This is a genomic window from Deltaproteobacteria bacterium (assembly GCA_026388545.1).
Taxonomy (GTDB): domain Bacteria; phylum Desulfobacterota; class Syntrophia; order Syntrophales; family UBA2185; genus JAPLJS01.
Genome location: JAPLJS010000051.1, coordinates 1 through 17,813 on the forward strand (window position 1 = coordinate 1; position 17,813 = coordinate 17,813).

At 47.9% G+C, this 17,813-nt stretch carries 19 protein-coding genes; 8 read left to right on the top strand and 11 right to left on the bottom strand.

Features of this window, described 5'->3' with window-relative positions:
- The 4 genes from NTW12_05790 to NTW12_05805 form a co-directional block, all read left to right on the top strand.
- Positions 1–323 (top strand): hypothetical protein (locus NTW12_05790; protein ID MCX5845857.1); only part of this gene is annotated, 323 nt, incomplete at its 5' end.
- A gap of 271 nt (positions 324–594) precedes the next feature.
- A complete protein-coding gene (locus NTW12_05795) occupies positions 595–2,052 on the top strand; it encodes an FAD-dependent oxidoreductase (protein ID MCX5845858.1) in 1,458 nt (485 codons plus the stop codon).
- A gap of 87 nt (positions 2,053–2,139) precedes the next feature.
- Positions 2,140–2,706, top strand: a complete 567-nt coding sequence (locus NTW12_05800; GenBank protein ID MCX5845859.1) for an RNA polymerase sigma factor — start codon at positions 2,140–2,142, stop codon at positions 2,704–2,706.
- A gap of 229 nt (positions 2,707–2,935) precedes the next feature.
- A complete protein-coding gene (locus tag NTW12_05805) occupies positions 2,936–3,373 on the top strand; it encodes an OsmC family protein (GenBank protein MCX5845860.1) in 438 nt (145 codons plus the stop codon).
- Between the two features lie 79 nt (positions 3,374–3,452).
- On the opposite strand, the gene NTW12_05810 is transcribed toward NTW12_05805, so the two are convergent.
- The 4 genes from NTW12_05810 to NTW12_05825 form a co-directional block, all read right to left on the bottom strand.
- Positions 3,453–3,581: a hypothetical protein gene (locus tag NTW12_05810; GenBank protein MCX5845861.1), complete on the bottom strand. Its 129-nt coding sequence runs from the start codon at positions 3,579–3,581 to the stop codon at positions 3,453–3,455.
- Positions 3,574–3,828 carry a hypothetical protein gene (locus NTW12_05815; GenBank protein ID MCX5845862.1) on the bottom strand — a complete coding sequence of 85 codons (255 nt, stop codon included), beginning with the start codon at positions 3,826–3,828 and terminating at the stop codon, positions 3,574–3,576. Before NTW12_05815 ends, NTW12_05810 begins: the two co-directional genes overlap by 8 nt.
- Positions 3,829–3,945: 117 nt before the next feature.
- A complete protein-coding gene (locus NTW12_05820) occupies positions 3,946–4,791 on the bottom strand; it encodes an arsenite methyltransferase (protein MCX5845863.1) in 846 nt (281 codons plus the stop codon).
- 27 nt (positions 4,792–4,818) lie between these two features.
- Positions 4,819–5,103 (bottom strand): HgcAB-associated protein, encoded by a 285-nt coding sequence (locus NTW12_05825; protein MCX5845864.1) that lies wholly within the window; start codon positions 5,101–5,103, stop codon positions 4,819–4,821.
- Between the two features lie 332 nt (positions 5,104–5,435).
- Between NTW12_05825 and NTW12_05830 the strand changes: the two genes are divergently transcribed.
- A complete protein-coding gene (locus NTW12_05830; GenBank protein ID MCX5845865.1) occupies positions 5,436–6,173 on the top strand; it encodes an isoprenylcysteine carboxylmethyltransferase family protein in 738 nt (245 codons plus the stop codon).
- Between the two features lie 153 nt (positions 6,174–6,326).
- Here the strand turns inward: NTW12_05830 and ybaK are convergent, their stop codons facing one another.
- A complete protein-coding gene (ybaK, locus tag NTW12_05835; protein MCX5845866.1) occupies positions 6,327–6,809 on the bottom strand; it encodes a Cys-tRNA(Pro) deacylase in 483 nt (160 codons plus the stop codon).
- A 325-nt stretch (positions 6,810–7,134) separates the two neighbouring features.
- Here ybaK and NTW12_05840 point away from each other — a divergent pair, with 325 nt between their 5' ends.
- Together NTW12_05840 and NTW12_05845 are read left to right on the top strand one after the other, a co-directional pair.
- A complete protein-coding gene (locus tag NTW12_05840; protein MCX5845867.1) occupies positions 7,135–7,761 on the top strand; it encodes a site-2 protease family protein in 627 nt (208 codons plus the stop codon).
- 342 nt (positions 7,762–8,103) lie between these two features.
- Positions 8,104–11,370, top strand: a complete 3,267-nt coding sequence (locus NTW12_05845) for a PAS domain S-box protein (GenBank protein MCX5845868.1) — start codon at positions 8,104–8,106, stop codon at positions 11,368–11,370.
- A 211-nt stretch (positions 11,371–11,581) separates the two neighbouring features.
- Here the strand turns inward: NTW12_05845 and NTW12_05850 are convergent, their stop codons facing one another.
- Both NTW12_05850 and NTW12_05855 read right to left on the bottom strand, forming a co-directional pair.
- On the bottom strand, positions 11,582–12,751 hold the full coding sequence (locus NTW12_05850) for a M20 family metallopeptidase (GenBank protein ID MCX5845869.1): 1,170 nt from the start codon (positions 12,749–12,751) through the stop codon (positions 11,582–11,584).
- Positions 12,752–12,916: 165 nt separating this feature from the next.
- Positions 12,917–14,323, bottom strand: coding sequence for an SPOR domain-containing protein (locus tag NTW12_05855; GenBank protein ID MCX5845870.1), 1,407 nt, complete (start codon positions 14,321–14,323; stop codon positions 12,917–12,919).
- A 295-nt stretch (positions 14,324–14,618) separates the two neighbouring features.
- Here NTW12_05855 and NTW12_05860 point away from each other — a divergent pair, with 295 nt between their 5' ends.
- Positions 14,619–14,822: a zinc ribbon domain-containing protein gene (locus NTW12_05860; protein ID MCX5845871.1), complete on the top strand. Its 204-nt coding sequence runs from the start codon at positions 14,619–14,621 to the stop codon at positions 14,820–14,822.
- Positions 14,823–14,841: 19 nt separating this feature from the next.
- Here the strand turns inward: NTW12_05860 and NTW12_05865 are convergent, their stop codons facing one another.
- The 4 genes from NTW12_05865 to NTW12_05880 form a co-directional block, all read right to left on the bottom strand.
- The gene (locus NTW12_05865) at positions 14,842–15,633 is read right to left on the bottom strand and encodes an SDR family oxidoreductase (GenBank protein MCX5845872.1); all 792 of its coding nucleotides are present in this window, start codon (positions 15,631–15,633) and stop codon (positions 14,842–14,844) included.
- Between the two features lie 74 nt (positions 15,634–15,707).
- Positions 15,708–16,451: an enoyl-CoA hydratase/isomerase family protein gene (locus NTW12_05870; GenBank protein ID MCX5845873.1), complete on the bottom strand. Its 744-nt coding sequence runs from the start codon at positions 16,449–16,451 to the stop codon at positions 15,708–15,710.
- A gap of 189 nt (positions 16,452–16,640) precedes the next feature.
- Positions 16,641–17,051 carry a cache domain-containing protein gene (locus NTW12_05875; GenBank protein ID MCX5845874.1) on the bottom strand — a complete coding sequence of 137 codons (411 nt, stop codon included), beginning with the start codon at positions 17,049–17,051 and terminating at the stop codon, positions 16,641–16,643.
- Between the two features lie 175 nt (positions 17,052–17,226).
- Positions 17,227–17,813, bottom strand: a 587-nt coding sequence (locus tag NTW12_05880; GenBank protein MCX5845875.1) for a cysteine hydrolase, incomplete at its 5' end; no start/stop codon positions are given.

Here is a 17,813-nt window from a genome sequence, read left to right on the forward strand (position 1 = left end):
TCCTCCATCCGTTCCACTATTTTGGCTGTCAAAGAGCGTTTTCTGAGCCCGTGGCGCTGTCTCAGCTACATTTTCGACTCGGCGACTGGAAATATGGCCTGCGCTTCCAGAACCGCCGTGTGACTTTTTACGATGTCGTCATTATTGAGTCTTATACATATTATGGTCAACACTTCCTAAAAAATAACCCATCTATACCTGCATTGGTACGGTGTTTCACACTGGGCCGTCCCTTCGATGTTTTCCCACAGCGACAAGTATTAGATTCTACGTTGGCCTTGTTATCCAAGAAAGTACCCGTTGATCCAGTGCCTCCTAAATGAAAGCTACTACGAGTAAAGGCTTTGATTTTTTCGACCTGCGGAACAATTTAACATTTCGCTTAACAATCAATAAATCTTAACGGTTTATTTGACTTATAATTATTATTATCCTAAAATCATCAAACATAAAGAAATGTTGAAATGATAGGCAACGACCTACAAAACCAACACCAACCTTCCTTTAGTACGGAAAGAAAAAGTGACAACCCTGTAAAATATCAAATTTTGTTGTTCCTTTGATGGATGAGAAATGAGTAAGGGGGAAGGACGTATGTCGGACTTTGAATATGATCTTGGAATTATTGGCGGCGGCGCCGCCGGACTTACGGCAGCAGCCGGAGCCGCGCAATTTGGTGCAAAAGCGATTCTCATCGAGAAGTCCTCAAAGCTCGGCGGAGACTGCCTGCACTTCGGCTGTGTTCCTTCGAAAACATTCATCCGTACGGCATCAGTTTGGGCTCTCGCGAAAAGGTCAAAAGAATTCGGACTCCCCGATATGGCATTGCCGCCTGTCAACCTGGGATCCGTCATGGATCGTGTGCAATCTGTCATCGACAGGATACAGCAGCACGATTCACCGGAGAGATTCTGTAGTTTGGGGGCCGAGGTTCGTTTCGGTAAGCCTGTTTTTACGGATGACCATGCTGTAGAATTGGAGGGAAAGAGAATTTCCGCGAAAAACTGGATCATTGCCACAGGGTCAAGCCCGGTCATTCCACCGATTGAGGGCCTTGCAGGCGTTCCTTTCTGGACCAACGAAACCCTGTTTTCACAAAGGGTCTTACCATCCCGGCTCATCGTTCTCGGCGGCGGACCGATCGGACTGGAAATCGCGCAGGCATTCGGTCGTCTGGGGTCCAAAGTGATCATCGTAGAATTTATGGATCAGATCCTCGGACCGGAAGATGCCGATCTGGCAGAAATTCTCAAAACCCGGATGGAAGTGGAGGGCATCGAGATCCACACAGGAACCAAGGCCATCAAGGCGGAAACAGGAGGTTCAACGATACGCATCACGGTTGCTCCTGCCCATAGTGAAGGACAGCCGTTGGTTATAGAAGGAGACGCCATTTTCGTATCTACGGGGAGAAAACCCAACATCGGCGACCTGGGGCTTGAAGCAGCGGGTGTTGAATTTACGCCCCGCGGTATCCCGGCGGATCACCGCCTGCGAACCAATATCCCTCATATCTACGCCTGCGGTGATGTAAACGGTCAGTTCCCCTTCACACACGTAGCCGGATATGAAGCCGGCATTGCCCTGACAAATGCCGTCCTGCATCTGCCCCGAAAAGTAAACTACAGCAAAGTCGGCTGGTGTACGTATACGGACCCGGAGGTGGCCAGTATCGGCCTGAATGAAAAACGGGCCCGGAAGGAAGGCCTGGATTACCATGTGCTGACGGAGTCGTTCGAAGATAACGACCGGGCTCTTGCCGAAGGCGAAACGCTGGGCATGATAAAAATGCTCGTCAGTTCGGGGGGGAAGTTGCTGGGTTGCCAGATCATCGGCGCTCATGCCGGTGAACTCATTCACGAATGGCTCGTCGCCATGAATGGCGGGTTGAAACTGTCTACAATCGCCGACACCGTACACATATATCCGACCCTTTCCGAAATTTCCAAGCGTATAGCGGGACGCCCCTTTGCCGAGAAGCTCTTCAGTGATGGAACAAAAAAGATCCTGCGACTTCTCTTCAACCTCAAGGGGAGGGCATGTACAATCTGATCAACCGCAGGTCTCGTTATTTCTTCTTGACACACAACTTACTATTCCTTACACTTCCCAAACAAAAAACGAGCTCCTATCAAAGCAATGTCATCAGTTGATTTCCAGAAAATTTACGATGAGTTCCGTCCGCGGATTTTCCATTACCTGAGTGGTATGGTGGGTAAGGATAATGCGGAGGATTTGACACAGGTGGTATTCGAGAAGGTCAGCCGCGGTATAAGTAATTTTCGGGGAGAATCAAGCCTTGCCACCTGGGTTTACCGCATCGCCACCAATGTTGCACTGGACCATAGCCGTTTGGCCTCGACACGACAGACGATAGTTTCCTTAGACACCATTGACGCCAACTGTGATTGTAACATTTTAAGTGATGAAAAGCTGCGCGACGCCGACCAGGGCCTCATGAGGCGCGAAATGAATGCCTGCATACACCGCATTGTTAAGCGGATACCCGAAAACGAACGCGCCGTGCTGCTCCTCAGCGAATTCGAGGGAATGAAAAACCGTGAAATAGCCGATATTCTCAATATCAGCCTCGAAGCGGTTAAAATCAGGTTGCACCGGGCCCGGACAAGACTGAGAAATGATATCAAGACCGAGTGCACCCTGGATCGGGACGAGAGGAACGAACTCGTCTGCTACCCGAAGTAGTGACGCCGACAACCTTTAATCCGATCCATTAATAACCGCTTCGACTGGAGTTCCTCCACATACTGCTAAAAAAAATGACCAGATTTATGTATCCTTTTCGGTTCTCTTACCGTCTATATGGGGCGAAGAGGAAGTGATCCATAACGGAAGGCAATTAAGACAAGGGGGTAACCCCTTTCCATTTCAAGACATCAAAGTGGAAAGTAAAATAATTTCAGGAGGAACTACAATGGCTAAAATGAAAACAATCGGTATTGAGGCAAAGTTGGATGAAAAATTTAAGATTGAAGTAAAAGCAGGCGATCATATTATGTATGTCGACCAAACGAAGGCAGGCGGCGGGACTGATGCGGGTGCAACCCCCCTTGAGTATTTTTTCGCATCTCTTGCAGGCTGCATTGGCACCGTAGCAAGAATCGTTGCAAACCAGAAGAGAATCAATTTGAAAGGCATGAACATAAAAGTTGAAGGCGCATTCGATCTGGAAACTTTACTGGGTAAAAGCAAGGAAAACCGAGCCGGGTTTACTGGTATAAAAGTTACTTTAAATATTGATTCAGACATGTCAAAGGAAGAAAAGGATGCGTTTGTTCATGAAGTGGAGAGCAGGTGCCCTGTTTCAGACAATATTGCCAACACGACTCCTTTAACAATTGAAGTCGCGTGATAATATTCCGGCATTATTGAATCGAGCGATTTCCCAGGCGGTTGGAGTTTTCTTCTTCAACCGCCCTTTCTCTTTTCTATCAATCCTCACTCTTGAAATCGGATTTCATTTCTCTGATCTGAATGAAAGGGATCTTCCGGTCGCACGCGAACTCATTGCGCTCATCTGACGCTCCCACAGCAATCAATTGTTTCATGCGATCATTCATGTGCGTTCTCCTTCACTTTCGACATTCCGGGGCACTCGAGAATGGAAGACATCATTCCCATCTTGCTGCCGCAGAACGACTTCATCTTTTCCATCATAGCCTTCTTATCCTCTTCAGACATATCCTTCATGTTACTGCATGGGCACATCGCGGTCATCTTCTCAAAACAGGCCTTCATATTATTCTTATCCTCCTCTGCCATGCTACTGAAAAACCCTTGCATCATTGGACCAAACAACTTTTCCATTTCATACCTCCTTATGATTTTTTGAACAGACCATCCTTTTCACTCTTCTCCTTTCCCTCTTTTTATTCCTATAGACGGAAAAGAACAAAAAACGATACACTTTAAAAAAAGTGTTTTTTAGTGCGTCGGCTTTTCTTCCTGTTTAACGGCATACACCTTTATACTTGCAATGGATGCGGCAAGTTTCTCTGCCATTTCCAGCAAGGTGTCGGAACTTACCGACGCTTCTTTTGCTGCCGGATGTCTGACCATTTCCTTCACCGGGAACAATGTCTCATCGATGATTTCGACGTCCTGAAACCCAGCCGCCCTGATCGCGCCGATATAGTCGTCTTTCATAACGGCTCCGGCGAGGCACCCGACATAGGCCTCTATCGAATCTTTTAGCGCGAGAGGAAGCTCCGTCAGCAAAACGATGTCGGACACCATCAGCCGGCCACCCGGTTTGAGAACGCGGAAGGCCTCTTTAAAAGTCCTTTTCTTGTCGGGAGAAAGGTTGATCACGCAATTGGATATAACAATATCAGCGATGCCATCGGCGACGGGCATGCTCTCAATTTCACCCAATCTGAACTCTACATTCCGGTAGTTGCCCTTGCGGGCGTTTTCTCTTGCTTTATCAAGCATCTCCGGCGTCATATCCACACCAATCACCCGGCCGCTCTCTCCAACCTTTTTAGCGGCCAGGAAACAATCAAAACCGGCGCCTGATCCGAGATCGATCACCGTTTCACCTTCCCGTAAAGAAGCCAGGGCGACGGGATTCCCGCAACCCAAACCGAGATTCGCCCCTTCCGGAACGGCCTGCAGGTCTTCGGGGCTGTATCCGACCCCCCTGCTGATGTTCTCCACCGAATTTTCGCTGCCGCAGCATGAGGCGGAGGGGAAACAGCACGTCCCGGCATTTTTCGCAATTTTGGCATAACCGGCTCTCACGACTTTCTTGATTTCTTCTTGTCTCATTTTCATATACCTCTCTCATTTGCTTGTCTATTGTCCTGAAACCACATCTCTCATGACCGGTCCAAGGAATTCCTTTACCTTTTCTGCAAGATAATCGGCTTTGATCAGAGAAATACAGCAGATATCCCCATCTTTTTCCCAACTGATGAGAGCCAGTTTATCACCGGCTTTGATATTCGCTTTATCCCGTAATTCTTTTGGAAGCACCATCTGGCCCCGTTCATCAACGCTTATCAGCGATTCGACGCGGCAACAGCTCGCGGACACACTCCCGGATGCGCAACATGATGTCTTTGAATTCGACTTGACCACTGTAACACCTCCCATTGATAATTCTGATTGATCATTACATTCTGATTTATCAGTTAGTACTGATTATAATTGCTGGTAAGGCATATGTCAAGGGTTAAGATGAAATTTATTTAAAAGTGGAAAAACTGCTTTCTTGTAAATCCCTTGACTAAATTGTATTTACCCATATCATATGCACAAACATGAATATGTGGACACGATGCTATAGAACAATTTATAGAACAGTTGACGCTCCACGCAGACTGACGGGGAATCTTCGCTCCTTAGTGAAATTATTAATCGTATTCACCCGCTGCGAATTCAACCAACAGGTATTTGATAAGGAAATAAGGATGCATAAGTATCCCGCATACATGGTGATCTTTCTGGCATATATGCTCGGCGGCAGTTCGTTGGTCATGTTCGGAGCGTTTTGTTATGTCGGGTCTTTGCACCTGGTTAAGCTGGGCTTAAGCGAAAGCGGAACCGTATTGCTTGATGTCTGTCTTTCTCTGGCTTTTTTCCTTCAGCACAGTGGAATGATGCGAAAACCGTTTCGCCGTTATCTGGCTCGATTTATCCCGGAAGCATACAACAGTGCGATCTATGCGATCATATCGGGTATCGTTTTATTCATCGTTATCATCTTCTGGCAGGGGACATCAGGCACGGTTGCAACTGCTGAAGGTGATCTTCGTTTATTGCTGCGGGTGATCTTTGCAGCATCTATAGCAGGTTTATACTGGGGAACACAGGCACTGGGGTTTTTTGATCCCTTTGGCATCAGGGCAATAGTAAACCACCTTCACGGCAAAATACCGAAAGAAATGCCTTTGACTGTCAGGGGTCCCTACCGCTGGGTGCGCCACCCCCTGTACCTGTTTGTTTTGATCATGATCTGGTCGTGCCCCGATCTCACTTTGGACAGGCTGCTGTTCAACGTTCTCTGGACTGTATGGATTTATATCGGTGCATTGCTTGAAGAACGCGATTTAGTTGCAAATTTCGGAGAGGCATACCGGCACTATCAGCAGAAAGTACCCATGCTTATCCCGTTTCGGATTTACCCATCCTGGCACGACAAAAGATAGCGTGTATTGAAGCTCCCCTCAGATTATCGCAGGAAAAGCTTCAATCCTTATGGAAATTATTAATGGAAATCTATATCTTCCTCGGTCTCATCGCCTTTTGCGCCGGTTTCATTCAGGGGCTCTCCGGGTTCGGTAGTGCTCTGCTCGCGTCTTTCAAATGGCCACATTGACCATAACAGGATTCAACACCCTCATAAGGTCTGATGGCGATATTTCGGCAAGCAGGCCACGGCTTCCCGCGTTGATCAGGATTTTTGGAAGGGACGCAATGGATTCCTCCATGTAAATTCTCAACGTCTTTCTTGTTCCGAAGGGAGAGGTGCCCCCCACTTTGTATCCTGTATGCTTTTCCGCGACCTTCGGGTCGCAAGGGATAATAAACTTGACTCCCAGTACCCTGGCAAGGGACTTGGTGGAAACCTGTCTGTCGCCATTCATCAGGACAATAAAAGGCGTTTTTTTCTCATCCTCCATAACCAGGGTTTTGATAATCCAGTGTTCATCGACGCCAAGCTCCCGCGCCGATACCTGCGTACCGCCGTGCTCTTCATAACGGTAGGGATGCAGGTCAAAGGCAACACCTTGCCTTTTGAGCATTAGAAGACAGGGAGTTACAGGAATTTTATCTTTCGTCATGGCTTTCTTTCTCCTGATTTTCGGGCCGCTTCTCATCGGCCAAACCACAGGGCCGCAATATTGTGACTAAAATCGTGACTGTACTGTTGAAAATCTACCTTAAAAATGATAAATAGAAAAGCGTTAAGAAAATACTTTAATATTGCGAGGATATAATTATTCCACCAAGACCTTGTTAATTAATGGCTAACCTATCGCTGACAATCATTTCTGCAGTTATTTTCCAATAAAAATATTCCATCCTGAATGGGATTTGCAAGTTTTACTGATAAGGGGAAAAATCTATGCACAAAGAAATCAAAAAAGCTGAAGGTGAGCATCGATAATGGGACTACTGAACCTTTTGTTCAACGATCCGGTTTCGTTTGTCATATTATCTGTCCCGCTGTTGTATTCAATAATCGCTCATGAATTAGCTCACGGTTGGGTAGCATACAAACTCGGTGACCCAACTGCCAAGTTGCAAGGACGGTTAAGCCTCAATCCTATTAAGCACCTCGATCCTATAGGAACGATCATGCTCTTTATATTCGGATTTGGGTGGGCAAAGCCGGTACCTATCAATTTAAGCAACATTCCCGACAGACGCAAAGGCCTCATCCTTGTATCTTCGGCCGGCATAGTCGCCAACATCATCTTGGCCTTCATTGCACTTCTTATCTCTCGGCTCATATCGCCTGAATTGTCAGGGGTAACGGCAAAAATCCTCTATATTCTGGCCAAGATTAATATTATACTGGCCGCATTCAATCTGATACCAATACCACCGCTTGACGGCTCTAAGATTCTCATGGGGTTTGCGCCGGAAGGAATAAGAAGATTTCTTTTCCAGATTGAGCCTTATGGATTCTTTATTGTTATCGGTTTCCTCTATTTTGGTTTACTTGATCCCCTGATAAACTTTTTCCAGTGGATCATTTTGGCAATTATCGCCGTCTTTCTGCCACGATAAGACGTTTCAGGATAGATATTATCGAAAAACCCGGGTTTTCAAGCGTCCGATTTCAGCCATTTTGTATGAGCTTACCTGCCATACCGTCTACAGTTCGGAAAATCATAATTTCTGAATTGTAAGTGATCGCCTTTAAATCTTATGAAAGATCATTGACAATTTTATTATTTTTCTTTAGAAAAGATGCGGGTTTAAAAAGAAATCTACTCCCTGGCAACAGGTAAACCATTAATTATCACACCTGTCAGCATCCCCTCACATTCCTTGATAGAAAGGCAATGAAAGGTTCATTAGTAAATCAATAAATAATTTGGAAACCAGTTATCACCGTGGGGCATGATCATGGAAGAAACAAGGCAGACAAAGCAGCAACTCGCTGATGAGTTGGGAAAATTGCATCAGAAAATTGAAGAACTGGAAAAATTAGATGCTGAGCACAGAAAAACAGAAATATCTCTGCGGGAAAGTGAAGAAAAATACCGGACACTGATCGAATCTACATTGGATTTTGTCTTTTCAGTCGATCGGAAAGGTCTGTTTACTTATATTAACCCCAGATTTGAAATGGTCACGGGACGCACAGCGCCTGAATTGATTGGAAGTCCATTCACCGATGTGATTGCTCCTGAATCCAGGCAAATAGCCGCTCATCAATTTAAACAAGGAATAAGGGGTGTGAAAGGTGCTCCTTATGAAATTGATATTATCCATAAGAGTGGCAGCAGGATCCCTGTGGAATTTAATGTAACCACATTGCTTGACGGAAACAGGCAGCCCATCGGCCGCTATGGAATCGGACGTGATATTACAGAGCGAAGACAGGCAGAGTCGGCTCTCATGGAAAGCGAGGACAGGTTACACAGTATCGTCCAGGGTTCCCCGATTTCCACCTTCGTTATTGGTAAAGACCACAGGGTCATTTACTGGAACCGTGCGCTTGAAGAATTGAGCCATATCCGGGCCGCTGAAGTGATCGGCACCTGGGGGCACTGGAGGGCTTTTTACAAGAGCGAACGGCCCTGCATGGCAGATATCCTGGTAGATGAAGCTTTTGACAGAATTCCTGAATTGTATGCAGGTAAGTACAGAAAATCAGATCTGCTCGAAGAAGCTTATGAGGCTTTAGACTTCTTCCCGGATTTAGGTAAGGAAGGCAAATGGCTGTGTTTTACAGCGGCGGCCATCCGGGACACGACAGGAAATCTGATTGGCGCCACAGAAACCCTTGAAGATATCACGGACCGCAAGCGAGCGGAGGAGGCGCTAAAGCAGAGCGAAGAAAAGTACCGTGAACTGGTGGAAAACGCAAACAGCATCATTCTCAGGAGGAACAAAGCCGGTTATGTGACTTTTTTCAATGAATTTGCCCAAAAGTTTTTTGGGTACAGTGAAGATGAGATACTCGGTAAAAACGTCGTTGGTACAATTGTTCCCGAAGTGGATTCCACCGGGTGTGACATGAAGAGTATGATTGAAGATATTGGACTGAATCCGGATCGATATGTCAATAATATCAATGAAAATATACGTCGCAATGGTGAGCGGGTCTGGATCGCCTGGACAAATAAACCTATCCGCGATGAAGGTGGTGTCGTTATGGAAGTCCTCTGTATCGGAAACGATATTACCCCCCGAAAGAAGGCGGAAGAGGCACTGCGGGAATCGGAAGAAAAGTACTCAGCGGTGGTGCAACAAGCGAAGGATGGAGTTATTCTTATCCAGGACAATGTCTTACAGTTCGTGAACGAGGCTATGGCAGACATCCTGGGATATACGCGCGGCGAAATGGAAAATACTCCGTATATCAACTATATAGCTCCCAAGAGCCGGGCCATGGTTGCCACACTGGTCAAGGCGCGGTTAGCAGGTGAAGCTGTTCCTAAAGTCTATGAATCCAAACTGATGTGCAAGGATGGCACAATCATAGATGCAGAGTTATCGGCTAGTGTTATTCAGTACCGTGGCAAACCCGCTGATGTGGGTATCATTCGCGACGTCACCGATCGTAAGCAGGTGGAAGATGCGTTGAGGGAATCCCAGCAGAAGCTTTCGGACATTATCGACTTTCTGCCGGACGCCACTCTTGTCATTGATAAGGAGAGTAAAGTGATCGCCTGGAACCAGGCCATGGAAATCATGACCGGAGTGAAGGCTGAAGAAATGCTCGGCAAGGGAGATTATGAATACTCTCTTCCCTTCTACGGGGACAGGAGACCAATTCTCATTGATCTCGCCCTTCATCAGAATCAGGAGATGGAAAGGCAATACACGTCAATTCAGAGGATGGGTGACATCCTTTTTGGCGAAGCCTTTACACCGAATTTACCTCCCGGCAACGTCCATCTTTCTGCAACCGCCTCCGTATTGAGGGATTCCAAGGGTGAGATTATCGCCGCCATAGAATGTATCCGTGACAACACAGAGCGTAAAAAATTGGAAGAGCGTTTGCATCGCGCGGAGAAGATGGAGGCTTTGGGAACTCTGGCAGGGGGTGTCGCTCATGATCTCAATAATGTCCTGGGAGGTCTCGTCGGATATTCTGAACTGCTTCTCATGGATATTCCGGAAGGGAATCCTTGGAGAAGACACGTTTCCAGCATACTGCAATCCAGCCTAAGAGCAGCAGCGATCATTCAGGACCTTCTGACATTGGCCAGAAGGGGTGTGGAGGTTTCCGAGGTTGTCAATCTGAACAATGTGATTCCCGACCATTTCAAGACCCCGGAATTTGAGAAATTGAAGGCGTATCATCCAAATGTGACCTTCAGGATGGACCTTGATAAAGACTTGTTGAATATTCAGGGTTCTCCCATCCATCTGGGCAAAACGTTGATGAACCTGCTGTCGAATGCGGCAGAATCTATTTCAGACGGGGGAGATGTGACGATCCGGACGGAGAACCGCTATCTTGACAAACCCATCCGGGGTTATGATGACATGCGGGAAGGGGATTATGTGGTTTTGACGGTATCCGACAATGGAAAGGGTATCTCGGCCACGGACATTGAAAAGATATTCGAACCTTTCTATACAAAGAAGGCCATGGGAAGGAGCGGGACGGGACTGGGCCTGGCGGTTGTCTGGGGAACAGTGAAGGATCACGATGGTCACATTGATGTGCAGAGCGAGTATGGGAAAGGGAGTACTTTCACGCTTTACTTCCCGGCTACGAGAGAGGAATTGGCCGGTGATCTGCAGAAGATATCTCCTGAGCACTACATGGGCGGGGGGGAATCGATTCTGGTGGTTGATGATGTGAAGGAACAGCGAGAGGTGGCCGCCAGTATGCTGACGAGGCTTGGTTACAAGGTTCACGCTGTGTCCGGTGGAGAGGAGGCGGTGGCGTACCTGAAGACCCATACAATGGATCTGCTGGTTTTGGATATGATTATGGACCCCGGGATTGATGGCCTGGAGACCTACCGGCGGGTTCTTGAAATCAACCCGAAACAAAAGGCCGTTATCGTGAGCGGTTATTCCGAAACGGGCAGGGTAAAGAAGGCCCAGGAACTGGGTGCCGGTTCCTATGTCAGGAAACCCTACTTGCTGGAGAAGATTGGTCTGGCGATCAGGAGCGAGCTGCTGAAAATTATACCAGGCAATCCTTAGAATTAACCGTTTGATGAATGTGTGATTTTGTAGTCAACTTACTAAAATTTAAAGATATTTTTTATGAATGATTGACCCTCTTAAAACCATCCACCTTTTTTTATCTCAAGGATAGAGGGGTTAAAAGAATCTCAGCATATCCGTGTGTCGTACGTTAATACCACCCTGTATCGAGTAAATTAAATATGCTTTTCAGGGGCCGGTCCAGGTCTCACTTTGGCAGTAACGTCTCCACAAGGGTCGCCCAGTAACTGGCGCCGATGGGGAGTACCCTGTCGTTGAAATCATACCGGGCCTGGTGCAGCAGGCCATTTTCCCCGGGCTTCCCGGCGCCGATCCCCATGTATGCTCCCGGTCTCTCTTTCAGCAAGAAGGCAAAATCTTCCGATGTCATATCCGGTATTTTGTCAGTGAATACCCGGGCACTTCCCACGACCAAAGTTGCTGCCCGGATAGCCTCGTCTGTTTCCTTATCTGTATTGACCAGCGGGGGGTAACGGCGCTCGTAGGTCATGTCTACGGCAACATCAAAGGAGGCGGAAAGGCCGGCACAGATCTCCCGCATGCGTGACTCCACGCGATTTTGCACCGAGGGACGAAAATGGCGTGTTGTTCCCCTGAGTTTGACAATATCGGGGATTATGTTGTAGGAGGTGCCGCCCTGGATTTCTGTGACACTGATCACCGCCGCCTGCGTCGGATTGACGTCGCGGCTGACGATGCTCTGGAGAAGGTTGACTAAATAAGCCGATATTATGATAGGATCCTTAACGTTCTGGGGTGTGGCGGCATGGCCGCCCTTTCCGGTAATCTGAATATCGAAGACATCGTATGCCGCCATCATTGGTCCCTTACAGATAGCAAATGTCCCTTCCTGCATCGCGGGAATGTTGTGCAGGGCAAATACGGATCGAACCGGAAACCGGTCGAAAAGCCCTTCCCGGATCATTCTCCCCCCTCCCCCCTCGTTTTCCTCGGCGGGCTGGAAGATGAAGTGGACCGTCCCGCGGAACGTATCATCCCCGGCCAGATACTTTGCAGCTCCTAAAAGCATGGCCATGTGGCCGTCATGGCCGCAGGCGTGCATCTTCCCTTCGTTGCGGGAAGCGTAAGGAAGACCGGTAGCTTCCGTAATATCAAGAGCGTCCATATCGGCCCGAAGACCGATAGCCGGATAGTCTCCTCTTCCCCTCCGGATTGTAGCCACCACGCCGGTACCGGCAAGGCCTCTATGGACGTCAATCCCAAATGAGAGCAACTTTTCGGCCACGAAGTCGGATGTCTCCCGTTCCGAAAATGCCGTTTCCGGCCGGGCGTGGAGTTCATGACGCCACTGAGTCATTTCTTCAATCATTGCTCCGATCTTCTCATGAACCGCCATTGTCGGGTTCCTCCCTGTTTCACAAAATTTTCACCGGGGCTAAAATTGAAAGTAGATGATTAAACAACCGAAGAAATAACAGAGCAGGTATGACATACCTACCTGGATGAGATCGCCTTTCCCAAGATTGCATCTATTCAAACAAAACGGGTCAAGATTTCATGCCTACCAGTCATACGACAAACGGGTGTAAAATGCAAAATACCCGTTGGAGGCGTGCATAGTGTATCCCTGGGGGCTCGTATCCTTGAGACTGGCACTCTGGTATCGTTCGCCAAGTTGGAACTGAAACGCATTTGTGACCTTCCAGATAAAATGGGCGTCTGCGTATGCTCCCCATCCATTGGCGGAAAAATCGGCCCCCTCAAAGGTAGTCCCGTATGATCCTCCCGATGCCGGTACGAACTGGGGATGTTTCCCCGTACCTCTCAGGAACATTCCGCTTCCAGATAGCGACATGAAGAAAGGGGTTTGAGAAGGATTGCCAAAGGGGGCGATGAGTTCCATGCCCAGCGCCGGCCCCCAAATGTCCATATACCCGGTGATCGTATATTCCCCCGCAGACCTTGTGTAGGTCGATGACATGTCGTACAACCTTGTGTACTTAAATCCGGCCAGGACCGACGCGGATATTTGACTGATATTAAGTAGAGTATAACGAAGGGTGGCATCATAATCATCCCGTTTAAACCCCTCTTTTCGGCGGTATATCTCACCACTGTCAAAGGTTTCATATACATCGGCTTTGAATCCTTTATTACTCATCGTTGTGAGATATGTAAATGATAACCCGACGTTTTTCTTTGAAAAACCGATGGTGGGGCCGTGCATGAAGTCCTTGCTTTTAAAGTTCCCATTGACGTAATGTTTAGACATGTCTAGCTGCCACAGGTTATAACCGGCAGTAAGAGACCAGTCTTTCGCCTTCTTCGCTACGGAAACGGCCGTTTTTACCGGTGCTGGAGATGGTGCAGGAGGTGATTCAACAGCCGCCTTCGCCGGTGTTTCAGGCATCCGGGCAGCGATGGCTGTTTGATCTGTCACAGGAGGTAGGGTAATGACCTCTGCCGATTTGGCTGGAGAAGCGGGAGAGGTTTCTGGTCCTGGGCTCTGTACAACCGCTTCGGGTACGTACGGAACTACCGCCACGGGCGCGGCTTTTGCAGGAGCCGCCTCGGAAATCGTCTGTTCCTTCTGCGGGGTGCTCTTTGTCACGGAAACGATCTCTAAATCGGGAACGGCTTTTGCCATTATCTTGATATTGTAGGAAGCAATGACCTTCTTTCGCTTCAACTGACGCGCCATGCTTTTGGCTTTATCCTTATCCTTGTAAGGCCCTATAGAAACACGGTACCATTTTTTGCCTGATAATGATTCCTCAGTTATAGAGGCATTGTATTTTTTCAACCTTTTCAATTCCTGCTCCGCATTGGTCACCTTCATAAAGGAACCGGTTAAGATATAATATCCCGTTTCTGGCTTTGAAGCACCATAGGCGGGAAGGAGCATGAACGCCAAAAAGACCACAAGGACAATCCCTGTAACACCATAAATTCTTATACGCCGTTCCATGAGCTACCCCCCTCGTGAAATGAGGTACGAAGTCTAAACAAAAAAACGAGTAATGTCAAAAGGAAAGTTATGGATATATGATTAGATCGGACATTTTGTCTGTGTCAACTGATGATTGCACTATCGTCTCCGAGAAACCAGCACTCATTTTTTTCTTTCTCTTGACCGTAAAAGGATATTAGATTAAAAAGAAATCTGCAACAGACACGCATAATAAATACGGTTTGACATCTATTGTGGATGAAGGAATTGCATACGATTCATTTGAGCAAGAAAAGGGAAGAGAAATTTACATATGCCCATATACGAATTTGAATGCAGCAAGTGCGAAGCCGTCTATGAGCGGCTCATGAAGGTCAACGAAAGATACGACACCCTGGAGTGTCCGTCATGCGGGGCGACAAAGCCCAAAAAGCTCGCTACGGCCTTCCGGACTAATGCATGGTCGAATTTCCTGGACAAAATGGAAAAGAAGATCAGCCCCCATAAATTCAAATAAGAGCCCCCCTGCAGGTCACCTACATAATCCCCTTGTAGTAGCCGCCGTCGATCTGGATGGCCGCACCGGTAATAAAACCGGCGATCTCGGAGGACAGAAAGGCCACCAGGCCGGCTAATTCTTCCGGCTTGCCGAGGCGCCCCATCGGGATTTCAGACTCCCATTTTTTAATGATTGCCTCCGGCGTAGTACTCTCTCTGGCAGCGACGGCCTTTGAAACCTCCCTGACCCGTTCCGTCATGGTATAGCCGGGGCAGACGCTGTTTACCGTAATGTTGAACGGCGCCAGCTCGTTTGACAGGCTCTTGGCGAAACCGATGACGCCGGAACGGATTGTATTGGACAGGATCAGGCCTTCAATCGGCTGCTTGACAGAGATGGAGGTCATATTGATAATTCTCCCCCAGCGCTTGGCCTTCATCACCGGAACAGCCTCACGGGTCATGAGGATGGTGGACAGGAGATTAAGGCGAAAACCGAATTCCCAGAGTTTGTCGTCGATATCGAAAAACGGCTTTGACGGTGGCCCCCCGGCATTATTGACCAGAATATCCAGCGTCCCGTAATGATCCATAGCGCTGCGCACAAAATTTTTCGCCTGCTCGGCATCCGTCACGTCGGCGGGAACAGCAATTACCTCGCCCCCCGTTTCCTTTATGATCTCTTCTCTTGCCTGCGGCAGATACGGATCATCCAGGGCACAGATGGCAACACGCGCCCCCTCCTTTGACAGCATCTTCGCCACGGCCAGTCCCAGCCCCATGCTCCCACCGGCCACCAGGGCAACTTTATTCTTCAATCCTAAATCCACATCTACCTCCTTAATCGGTGTTGATCGTAATGTCTTCGTCTGTATCATATTTTACATGGGAATTCTGCAATTTTTCATCCTTTCTCACCTTCCTGTAAAGCTTCGGATGCCTTTCTCAGGAGGAACTCCTGAAAAGCCTTGTCATGCTCGACACAAAAAGCTTCTTCAAATCCGCGATTCGCGTGGTCCAGCATGTATGTCTTGATGAAGTGAATTGCAGACGCCGGAGCTTCCAGAATAGTAGCAGCAATCTGGCATGCCCTCTCCATCAACCTTTCACCATCGACAACCTCGTTGACCAGACCTATGCGATGTGCTTCTATAGCGTCAATCTTTCTCCCTGTGAAACAGAGGTCGCGGGCTATCCCCTCGCCGACAATCCATCGAAGGGGGGTTAGCAGCGGGGGAATACCGAATTTAATCTCCGGATGTCCGAAGACGGCGGTTTTTGAGCATATTCTCAGGTCGCAAAGTTTTGCAAGATCAAACCCACCGGCCAGAGCCGGACCATTTACCGCAGCAATCGTTGGTTTGGGGAAATACCAGATATCTCTGTGATACCTTGCCGATGTTTCATAAATCTCATTGTAGAGAGCCGGATGCTTGAATTCGCCGAGATCAAAACCCGCGCTGAATGCCTCACCGCTGCCGGTGAAAATTACCGTCCCGACGGTTTCGGAGTCCTTCCAGTCTCTCAGGCATGTCGATACCTCACGCCGCATCTCGATGGAGATGGCATTCCGTTTTTCAGGGCGATTCAAGGTGATGATACCGATTCTGCCTTGCTTTGCAACCGCTTCAATGGTCCGAAACTCCATAGTGCTCCTCCTTTTGAAAAATCGACTGTTGAAATGTGAAACCACTTCACAGGAAAGCCGCACCATATTTACAACAATCTTCAAAATGAATCAAAAAAAACCGCCTCATAATGGGAAATGAGGCGGTTCGGAGAGTATATCTATAGATACGATGCTGGATTTTATGTAATTTTGCAGGAATGGCGCAAACTACAAGAGCTCCTGCCACATTTCTTTATAGACTCCACTGCAGATGAGCACGTCATCGACCTTCTCAAAATACACGTGTTTGACGAGATCCTCTTTGGTCACCGGGTTGTACCATTTGTAATCCACAAAACCACTGCCTTTGGTGTTGCCGACTTCGACAATCTCCCGGATAAAACTCCTGCCGTCAGAATCCTTGACGTCAATGAAGTCCTGTCCTATATATTTTTCGTTGACTCCATGTGCAAGCATAGTCCCTTTGAGGTTCAACACAAAAACATACATATCTTCCTCAATAAAAGGTCCCTTGGGATTTGTGAACTCTGCCATAGCAATCGCTTTACCGGCTTTCTTGTAAAATGCTAATGCTTTCTGTACCCACGCTTTTGCTTCTTCCTGTGATCTTCTGTACATACGCCCCTCCTCTTTCAATGATCTGTTACATAGTTAATCTGATTGTTAGACGCATTATGGGTCAACATCTTACTCCCTAAAAAACACTACACTGTATTAGTGTACTTCATCATTGGGGAAATGCAATATTAAAAATATTTATGAAAGTATTAAGAAAATCTTAATATTTTATAAATCACTGGACAGGGGTAAGCTCTCTGATGATTCTGTCGCTGGATGTCCTGATGATCCATGGTCGCATGATACCAAGAGACTGTTCGTGCAGGGCTAAACTCCATGAACCCACCGCATCCTCTGGCACAATCACGCGATAACCCGAATCGGCAGCACCGATACAGGTAGCCATGACGCAATGATTGGTATACATCCCCGCTACAACAATCGTATTGATTCCCCTCTGCTTAAGAACATGATCGATGATAGAGGAATTAAAGGCTCCCTGTGCCGTCTTGTTGATCACAGGCTCGTTAGCCAGCGGAGAAAGATCCGGCAGAATCACATAACCGGGAGCGTTGATAGAAACGATTGCGGGGAACCCCAGCATCTCCTGACATTTTCTGTTCCACAGCCGGACATATGGGACGAGATCAGACCCGTCTTCCGTAAGCGATCCGAAGGCCGTGAATATGACACAGACACCGGCTTCCCGGAAGGCTGAAAGCAACCTCCTGATCACCGGAACAAGTTCCTTGCCCCGCCGGACGGCGCCTGCTTCCGCATCCGGACCGTTGATGACACCGAAGTAGCGCGGCAGATTCCCCC

What these genes read in the sequence shown, in the direction of transcription:
- NTW12_05840 (MCX5845867.1), top strand. Translation starts at nt 7,135, where the DNA reads ATGGGACTACTGAACCTTTTGTTCAACGATCCGGTTTCGTTTGTCATA.
- ybaK (MCX5845866.1), bottom strand. Translation starts at nt 6,809, where the DNA reads ATGACGAAAGATAAAATTCCTGTAACTCCCTGTCTTCTAATGCTCAAA.
- NTW12_05795 (MCX5845858.1), top strand. Translation starts at nt 595, where the DNA reads ATGTCGGACTTTGAATATGATCTTGGAATTATTGGCGGCGGCGCCGCC.
- NTW12_05860 (MCX5845871.1), top strand. Translation starts at nt 14,619, where the DNA reads ATGCCCATATACGAATTTGAATGCAGCAAGTGCGAAGCCGTCTATGAG.
- NTW12_05845 (MCX5845868.1), top strand. Translation starts at nt 8,104, where the DNA reads ATGGAAGAAACAAGGCAGACAAAGCAGCAACTCGCTGATGAGTTGGGA.
- NTW12_05800 (MCX5845859.1), top strand. Translation starts at nt 2,140, where the DNA reads ATGTCATCAGTTGATTTCCAGAAAATTTACGATGAGTTCCGTCCGCGG.
- NTW12_05830 (MCX5845865.1), top strand. Translation starts at nt 5,436, where the DNA reads ATGCATAAGTATCCCGCATACATGGTGATCTTTCTGGCATATATGCTC.
- NTW12_05850 (MCX5845869.1), bottom strand. Translation starts at nt 12,751, where the DNA reads ATGGCGGTTCATGAGAAGATCGGAGCAATGATTGAAGAAATGACTCAG.
- NTW12_05805 (MCX5845860.1), top strand. Translation starts at nt 2,936, where the DNA reads ATGGCTAAAATGAAAACAATCGGTATTGAGGCAAAGTTGGATGAAAAA.
- NTW12_05820 (MCX5845863.1), bottom strand. Translation starts at nt 4,791, where the DNA reads ATGAGACAAGAAGAAATCAAGAAAGTCGTGAGAGCCGGTTATGCCAAA.
- NTW12_05875 (MCX5845874.1), bottom strand. Translation starts at nt 17,051, where the DNA reads ATGTACAGAAGATCACAGGAAGAAGCAAAAGCGTGGGTACAGAAAGCA.
- NTW12_05870 (MCX5845873.1), bottom strand. Translation starts at nt 16,451, where the DNA reads ATGGAGTTTCGGACCATTGAAGCGGTTGCAAAGCAAGGCAGAATCGGT.
- NTW12_05855 (MCX5845870.1), bottom strand. Translation starts at nt 14,323, where the DNA reads ATGGAACGGCGTATAAGAATTTATGGTGTTACAGGGATTGTCCTTGTG.
- NTW12_05810 (MCX5845861.1), bottom strand. Translation starts at nt 3,581, where the DNA reads ATGAATGATCGCATGAAACAATTGATTGCTGTGGGAGCGTCAGATGAG.
- NTW12_05815 (MCX5845862.1), bottom strand. Translation starts at nt 3,828, where the DNA reads ATGGAAAAGTTGTTTGGTCCAATGATGCAAGGGTTTTTCAGTAGCATG.